The 5,871-nt window shown below is 71.0% G+C and carries 7 protein-coding genes and 5 tRNA genes; 5 read left to right on the forward strand and 7 right to left on the reverse strand.

The window, feature by feature from the left end; translation table 11 throughout:
- Positions 1 to 22: 22 nt before the first annotated feature.
- The 5 genes from ACWDR3_RS46955 to ACWDR3_RS46975 form a co-directional block, all read right to left on the reverse strand.
- Positions 23 to 94: transfer RNA gene (locus tag ACWDR3_RS46955), tRNA-Val, on the reverse strand.
- Positions 95 to 128: 34 nt separating this feature from the next.
- Positions 129 to 200 (reverse strand) — tRNA-Val (locus ACWDR3_RS46960).
- Between the two features lie 41 nt (positions 201 to 241).
- Positions 242 to 313 (reverse strand) — tRNA-Val (locus ACWDR3_RS46965).
- Position 314: 1 nt separating this feature from the next.
- Positions 315 to 388 (reverse strand) — tRNA-Cys (locus tag ACWDR3_RS46970).
- 38 nt (positions 389 to 426) lie between these two features.
- Positions 427 to 499: transfer RNA gene (locus tag ACWDR3_RS46975), tRNA-Gly, on the reverse strand.
- 179 nt (positions 500 to 678) lie between these two features.
- Here ACWDR3_RS46975 and ACWDR3_RS46980 point away from each other — a divergent pair.
- From ACWDR3_RS46980 to ACWDR3_RS46990, 3 genes are read left to right on the forward strand one after another with little or no spacing between them, the layout of a single operon-like run.
- Positions 679 to 1,722, forward strand: a complete 1,044-nt coding sequence (locus tag ACWDR3_RS46980; RefSeq protein ID WP_450358827.1) for a chorismate-binding protein — start codon at positions 679 to 681, stop codon at positions 1,720 to 1,722.
- Complete coding sequence (locus ACWDR3_RS46985; RefSeq protein WP_450358828.1) at positions 1,719 to 2,540, forward strand: aminotransferase class IV; 822 nt, start codon at positions 1,719 to 1,721, stop codon at positions 2,538 to 2,540. Before ACWDR3_RS46980 ends, ACWDR3_RS46985 begins: the two co-directional genes overlap by 4 nt.
- A gap of 51 nt (positions 2,541 to 2,591) precedes the next feature.
- Positions 2,592 to 3,416 carry a GNAT family N-acetyltransferase gene (locus tag ACWDR3_RS46990; protein WP_450358829.1) on the forward strand — a complete coding sequence of 275 codons (825 nt, stop codon included), beginning with the start codon at positions 2,592 to 2,594 and terminating at the stop codon, positions 3,414 to 3,416.
- Between the two features lie 26 nt (positions 3,417 to 3,442).
- Here the strand turns inward: ACWDR3_RS46990 and ACWDR3_RS46995 are convergent, their stop codons facing one another.
- Positions 3,443 to 3,970 (reverse strand): DsbA family protein, encoded by a 528-nt coding sequence (locus ACWDR3_RS46995; protein ID WP_450358830.1) that lies wholly within the window; start codon positions 3,968 to 3,970, stop codon positions 3,443 to 3,445.
- Between the two features lie 230 nt (positions 3,971 to 4,200).
- On the opposite strand from ACWDR3_RS46995, the gene ACWDR3_RS47000 reads away from it, so the two are divergent.
- Both ACWDR3_RS47000 and ACWDR3_RS47005 read left to right on the forward strand, forming a co-directional pair.
- Positions 4,201 to 4,656, forward strand: coding sequence for a hypothetical protein (locus ACWDR3_RS47000; RefSeq protein ID WP_450358831.1), 456 nt, complete (start codon positions 4,201 to 4,203; stop codon positions 4,654 to 4,656).
- 178 nt (positions 4,657 to 4,834) lie between these two features.
- Positions 4,835 to 4,987 (forward strand): hypothetical protein, encoded by a 153-nt coding sequence (locus tag ACWDR3_RS47005; RefSeq protein WP_185146356.1) that lies wholly within the window; start codon positions 4,835 to 4,837, stop codon positions 4,985 to 4,987.
- Positions 4,988 to 5,070: 83 nt separating this feature from the next.
- On the opposite strand, the gene ACWDR3_RS47010 is transcribed toward ACWDR3_RS47005, so the two are convergent.
- Entirely contained in the window at positions 5,071 to 5,631 is a 561-nt protein-coding gene (locus ACWDR3_RS47010; RefSeq protein ID WP_124002802.1) for a CGNR zinc finger domain-containing protein, read from the reverse strand.
- Between the last annotated feature and the right edge of the window lie 240 nt (positions 5,632 to 5,871).

Below are 5,871 nucleotides of genomic sequence, written 5' to 3' on the forward strand. Positions count from 1 at the left end.
TCCAGAAGCCGGAAGGCTCCAGTGGACGATACTGGGATTGAACCAGTGACCTCTTCCGTGTCAGGGAAGCGCTCTCCCGCTGAGCTAATCGTCCTCGGGACCGTGACCCGAAGATCACGAGCACTGCGTGCGCGATACTGGGATTGAACCAGTGACCTCTTCCGTGTCAGGGAAGCGCTCTCCCGCTGAGCTAATCGCGCGGGGTCGAAGCCTCACGGCTCCAGAAGCCGGAAGGCTCCAGTGGACGATACTGGGATTGAACCAGTGACCTCTTCCGTGTCAGGGAAGCGCTCTCCCGCTGAGCTAATCGTCCTTGGAGGTGGAGACGGGATTTGAACCCGTGTAGACGGCTTTGCAGGCCGTTGCCTCGCCTCTCGGCCACTCCACCAGGAGTGCGGGGGTCGGGAAGATCCCCCATTTCCTACGAGCGGACGACCAGGTTCGAACTGGCGACCTCAACCTTGGCAAGGTTGCGCTCTACCAACTGAGCTACGTCCGCTTGTCGTTTCCGGTCCGCTCGCGCGACCCGGCGACGTGTTGAACTCTAGCGGATTCCGGGGCCAGTACAAAAACGCGTTTGTGCAGCGTGCTGCGCTGCGCCTGCTCACGCGCGTGGCCTGGGCATCCTCGGGGACACGGTCGGGCCACCTCCAGGACACCCGCCATAGACTCGACCGCGTGCTCCACCTCCCGCCCCTCGCCCGCTTCGGTGACCGCGTCGCCACCGGGCTCCTCGACGTCACCGACGATCCCGCGGCTCTGGACTCGACCGGTTTCTGGGCCGTCGCCGCGGACTTCGAGGGCCGTCTGACCTGCGCGCGCTTCAGCGACGTACGAGAGGAACCGGTGCCCGCGCCGGTGCCGGGGCGGTGGCGGGGGCCAGATGCCGATGACTGGACGTCGTCGCTCGACCGCGCCGCGTACACGGCGGGTGTGCGTCGGATCCGGGAGCACATCGCGGCCGGTGAGGTCTACCAGGCGAACCTGTGCCGGGTGCTGGCCGCGCCCGTCGCCCCCGACGCCGACGTGGACGCCCTGACCGCGCTGCTCGCCCGCGGCAACCCGGCGCCGTACGCAGGAACGATCCGGCTGCCGGAGCACGGTGTGGAGATCGCCACCGCGTCCCCGGAGTTGTTCCTGCGCCGCGCCGGACGGGTCGTCGAGTCCGGGCCGATCAAGGGCACCGGGCGTACCGAGGCGGATCTCCTGGAGAAGGACTACGCCGAGAACGTGATGATCGTGGACCTGGTCCGCAACGACCTCGGGCGGGTGTGCGCCACCGGCAGTGTGACCGTGCCCGACCTGTGCGCGGTCGAGAAGCACCCGGGGCTCGTGCACCTGGTGTCGACGGTCCACGGAGAGCTTCGCGACGGCGCCGGCTGGCCGGAGTTGCTCGTCGCCGCCTTCCCGCCCGGCTCGGTCACCGGCGCGCCCAAGTCCAGCGCCCTGCGGATCATCGACGCCCTGGAGACGGCACCGCGCGGCCCGTACTGCGGTGGCATCGGCTGGGTCGACGCCGATCGCGGGACGGGCGAACTGGCCGTCGGGATCCGCACGTTCTGGATCGACCGGGCGGCGGGGGAGCTGCGCTTCGGTACCGGTGCCGGCATCACCTGGGGTTCCGATCCCGAGGGGGAGTGGCGGGAGACCGAGCTGAAGGCGGGCCGGCTGCTCGCGATAGCGTCGGGTGTGTACGAGGTGAGTGGAGAGGGACTGACGTGAAGATCTGGCTCGACGGCGGGCTGCAGGACATCGAGTCCGCCCGCGTCTCCGTCTTCGACCACGGACTGACCGTGGGCGACGGCATCTTCGAGACGCTGAAGGCGGTGGACGGCAGGCCGTTCGCGCTCACCCGGCACCTGGACCGGCTGACCCGCTCCGCGCAGGGCCTCGGCCTGCCGGACCCGGACCACGACGAGGTCCGCCGCGCCTGCGCCGCCGTGCTGGACGCGAACCCGATGCCGCTCGGCCGGCTGCGGATCACGTACACGGGCGGCCACGGCCCGCTCGGTTCGGACCGTGGCGACCGCGGCCCCACCCTCGTCGTCGCACTCGGCGAGACCACCCGCCGCCCGGACTCCACGGCGGTGATCACGGTCCCGTGGACCCGCAACGAACGCGGCGCCCTCACCGGCCTGAAGACCACCTCGTACGCCGAGAACGTCGTGGCCCTGGCCCGCGCGCACCGCGCCGACGCCACCGAGGCGCTGTTCCCCAACACCGTCGGGCAGCTCTGCGAGGGCACCGGGTCGAACGTCTTCGTCGTCCTGGACGGCGAGATCCACACCCCGCCGCTCGCCTCAGGGTGCCTCGCGGGCATCACGCGCGCGTTGGCGGTCGAGTGGACCGGCGCCAAGGAGACCGACCTGCCGCTGGACGTCCTGGAGCGGGCCGACGAGGTCTTCCTCACCTCCACCCTGCGGGACGTCCAGGCCGTGCACCGCGTCGACGACCGCCAACTCCCGGGCGCGCCGGGCCCGGTGACCGCGAAGGCCATGCGGATCTTCGACGAGCGCTCGGGCGACGACCAAGATCCGTGAGCCGAATTAATTAGGCAGACGTCGGCGCCGACTGCGGGTACAACTCCCTTGATGACCACCACCCTGCGGCCGACCGAGCCGCTCCAGCGCGCCGCCGACGGGACGCGTTCACGCCACTACCAGGTGTGCGTGAACAGCCGTCCCGTCGGCACCCTCCACCTCGGCACCTCGCCCGCCTTCGGCGACGCGGTGGCCCGCATCGTCGACCTGCGCATCGAGGAGCCGGACCGCCGCCGGGGCCGCGGCACGGTGGCGGCGCTGGCCGCGGAGGAGGTGGCGCGCGGCTGGGGCTGCCGGCAGATCGAGATCGGCGTGGCCGCCGACGCGGAAGCGGCCCTGCGGCTCGTCAAGGCGGTCGGATACGTCCCGCGCAACCGCGGCATGCGCAAGCCGCTCGGCGACACCCCGCCCGCCCTGCCGGCCGGCAGTCACGGCCGGCCCATGACCGAGGCCGACTTCGAGGCCTGGCACGCCCACGAGTCGGAGGCGTACGCGCGCACGTGGATCGAGCGCGGCGTCCCCGAGGCCGAGGCGTACGCGAAGGCCCAGCGCGACCACGAGACCCTGCTGCCGCAGGGGCTCGCCACCGAGAACATGCTGTTCAGCGTCCTCGAACACGAGGGCACCCGGGTGGGCACCCTGTGGGTGGCCTTCACGGTGGACGGGGCCTTCGTCTACGACGTCGAGGCCGACGCCGCCCACCGCGGTCACGGACACGGCCGCACGCTCATGCTGCTCGCGGAGACCCAGGCGATCGCCGCCGGCAGCCGGCACCTCGGCCTCAACGTGTTCGCCGACAACACGCCTGCCGAGCGGCTCTACGAGTCCCTGGGCTACGAGACGACGCGGTACGCCCTGTACAAGTCGCTGCTGTAGGCGCGAGCCGCGGCCGACATCGCCGTTCAGGCGTCCTGCTGTCCGGCCAGCAGCCGGTCCGCGATCTCCTCGATCCGCTCGCGCAGCCCCTCCTGGCTCTTGCTGCCGTCCAGGCGCTCCCCGCCGATGACGTACGTCGGTGTGCCGGTCACGCCGATCGCCTTGCCCTCGGCCTGGTCGGCGTCGACGATCAGGATGTGCCGGCCGTCGATCAGCGCGGTGTCGAACTCCTCGGCGTCCAGACCGAGTTCGCCGGCCACCTCGACCAGGAAGGGTTCTCCCCTACGGTCCAGCTCCGCGACCCGCTCCAGCACGGCCTCGATGTACGGCCACCCCTGTCCCTGCTCCAGCGCCTCCTCCGCGGCCTGTGCGGCGGCGAAGGCGTGCTGGTGCTTCTCCGCCGGGAAGTGCCGCAGCCGCAGCTCCAGCCGGTCGCCGTAGCGGGCCCGCAGGGCGCGCAGGTCCGCCAGGGCGGCACGGCAGTCGGGGCACTGGAGTTCGCACCACACCTCGAGAACGGGGGCGGCGGGCAGGTCGGGGGAGGAGTCGCTCATGGCCACAGTCTTCCAGTCCGGGCCCGCACGCCCCAATCGGACGTCGAGCGGCCCGCCATCGAAATACCTGATGGGGCAGCTCGCGGTGGGCCTGGAACTGGCACCTGCGGATGATCCGACCCGGAGATGTCCCTGATGTCCCGCCGGAGCATGGCCCCGCGGGGGTCGGGCGGTGCAGGATGGAAGGGACGAAGCGACCGTGCCCGACCGAGGCCCGCCAGGAGGACCGGATGATTGCCGAGACAGTCTGTTCCGCCGTGTCCGCGGCCGGCCTGGGCATCGCGGCGGTCACCGCGTACCGCAAGCGCTTCCTCTCCGCCGCCCGTATCGCGGCCTACTCGCTCGTGCCCGTCGGCCTGGTGATGACCGGTGTCGTGGGGTGGGTGGCGGACACCGCGTTCAGTCCGACCGCCTGGGCCGGCTTCGTGGTGCTCGGTGCCTCTTGGCTGCTGTTCATGGGCACGCGCGCCGTGGAGCGCCGTCGCGGCGGCACCCGCAAGGAGCGCAGGGAGGCCGCCCGGGCCGCGCAGCAGTCCGAGACCGCGGTAGCCCCGAAGGCCTCGGCGCCCTCTCTGGGTCCGAGCACCCGGGCGGCCTCGCGTCCGGCGAGCGCGCCCCGCGCGAAGGCGGGCGCGGGTGACGATTTCAGCGACATCGGGGCCATCCTCAAGAAGCACGGCATATGAACCGCGCGACAGCAGCGCATATGTCCGGTGCATGACGACTGAAACGACACAGTGGATCACCGCGCTGTCCGGAAGTGATCACGACCCGAAACGGACAACACGGAATTCGGCGAACTCCCAGTCATTCCGGGCGTGTTGATCGCGCGGGGGGTGCGGTCTAGGACATCATCGCCGCGAGATGCTGGACACGACCCAGAGGGAAGCCGCGCCGCCTGAGAACGAGCCGCGCGGATGCCTCTTCGCCCTTTCCCAGCCACCGCTGATGATCTTCCTTGCGGTGATCGGGTGTCTGCTGCTCATGGCTGCGCTGCACGACCTGCTGTTGCTGTGAGCCGTACCCGTGGTTCCCGACGTCACCCGTCGGGGACCACGTCGACACCACCCTCCGACGTCACCTCCGCCTCCGGTGCCGGCTCAGCCCGCCGCTTCCTTGCGCCGTGCCCGGTACGCGGCCACGTGCAACCGGTTTCCGCAGGTGCGGCTGTCGCAGTAGCGGCGCGAGCGGTTGCGGGAGAGATCGACGAAGGCGCGCCGGCAGTCCGGGGCCTCGCAGCGCCGCAGCCGTTCCTGCTCCCCGGCGACCACGAAGAAGGCCAGCGCCATCCCGCAGTCCGCAGCGAGATGGTCGGCCACGGAGGCGCCGGGGGCGAAGTAGTGCACATGCCAGTCGTAGCCGTCGTGGTCCGTCAGGCGCGGGGTGGTGCCCGCGGCGGCGACCAGCTCGTTGATCTGCCGGGCCGCGGCGCGGGCGTCCGCCTCGGCGAAGACCGCCGCGAACCGGCCACGGATCTTGCGCACCGCCGAGAGGTCGAACTCCGACAGGATCCCGACATCGCTGATCTCGTGGTTTCGCACGAAATCCTCGAGAGCCGCGGTGTCCGGCAGCCCCTCCGGGGTCGCCTCGTCCTCCGGTGCGGTGTTCACCAGGTCCACCACAGTGTCGAGGGCGCACCGGGTGTCATGGGTGATGAGCACGTTTCGCTCCCTGGCCTGGGGGTCGGGCACACACCCGCCGTTGCTGGCCGATGGTAATGGCTCGGCCGGTCGAGGCACGGGTTCCGGCCCGTCACCCTTCGTGCGGGAGCCCTACGCGCAGGAGTTCCCCGCGCACACGCACCGGCGCCGTCACCGCGAGGGATCGCGGGACCGGCGTACCCAGGACGGTGGTTGTGGTGTCGCAGGAGGAGACATCGCGAAGCACGTGGGGGCGCAACC

It is taken from the genome of Streptomyces sp. NPDC001002, assembly GCF_053599215.1.